Consider the following 1138-nt stretch of genomic DNA (forward strand, 5'->3'; position numbering starts at 1 on the left):
GTGGTCGCGGTGGAGCACGGCCGGATTCTCGGCGATGCCGCGGCTGGTGCGCAGGCGACGCACGGGCGCACGGTGCGGGTGGACGCCTCCCTGGCGGGGCAGGGCGCCGGTGCGGGCAACGCCCCGTTGGAGGTGTTCGTGGCCGTCGCCGAGCTGCACGGTTGGCAGCACGGCTGTGACGTGTTCGCCCTGATGGACGCCGCCGACGACATCGTGCGGCCGTTGCAGGACCGGCCCGTGCAGGTCGACCGGGAAACCCTCTCCCTCGGCTACGCGGGGGTGTATTCGAGTTTCCTGCGCCACGCCGAACGCGCCTCGGACAAGTACGGGGTGGACGTGCGCTCGATCCTGGTCGAGTTGGGACGCCGCCGCATGGTCGGCGGGCAGGAGGACATGATCGTGGACGTGGCACTGGACCTCGCCGGCAAGGAGAAATCATGATCGGGCCGGACACCACCGGTATCGCCGAGCGGTTGGGCGTGGCGGCCGACACCGCCACCGCCATCGCGCAGTTGGCCGCCGAGACAGGCCTGGACGTCGACGCCGCGTACGCGGTGCAGACCGCGCTGATCCAGCGCCGCCTCGACCGCGGCGAGCGCCTGGTGGGGCTGAAGATGGGCCTGACCAGCAAGGCGAAGATGGCCCAGGTCGGCGTGGACGAGGTCATCTGGGGCCGCCTCACCGACACCATGCGCATCCCCGACGGCGGCACCCTCGACGTCGGGGCCTTCATTCACCCCCGTGCCGAGCCGGAGGTGGCGTTCCTGCTCGACCGCCTGCCCGAACCCGGCGAACCCGTCGGCGACTTCACCGACGCCGTCCGCGCGGTCGCCCCCGCGATCGAGGTCATCGACTCCCGGTACGCCAACTTCACGTTCTCCCTGCCGGACGTGATCGCCGACAACACCTCCGCCGCCGCGTTCACCATCGGCCCGTGGTCGCCGGTGCCTGACGGCCTGGACAACCTGGGTGTGCTGCTGGAAGTCGACGGACGCGTCACGCAGGTCGGCTCCACCGCCGCGATCCTCGGCGACCCCCGCCGCGCATTGGACGAAGGCATCCGCCTCGCCGGCCGCCACGGCGTACGACTGCGCGAAGGCTGGGTGTTCCTCGCCGGCGCCGCCACCGCCGCCGTCCC

Annotated in this window: 1 protein-coding gene and 1 pseudogene; both read left to right on the plus strand. The window is 72.0% G+C overall.

The window, feature by feature from the left end; translation table 11 throughout:
* Positions 1 to 441: pseudogene (locus tag AB0883_RS30805) on the plus strand (4-hydroxy-2-oxovalerate aldolase); the annotation flags it as partial.
* On the plus strand, positions 438 to 1138 hold a 701-nt coding region (locus AB0883_RS30810), incomplete at its 3' end, for a 4-oxalocrotonate decarboxylase (protein WP_366644778.1). The pseudogene AB0883_RS30805 and the gene AB0883_RS30810, both read left to right, overlap by 4 nt.

Origin of the sequence: Micromonospora sp. NPDC047812, assembly GCF_040704175.1 — a bacterium.
Classification (GTDB): Bacteria; Actinomycetota; Actinomycetes; order Mycobacteriales; family Micromonosporaceae; genus Micromonospora.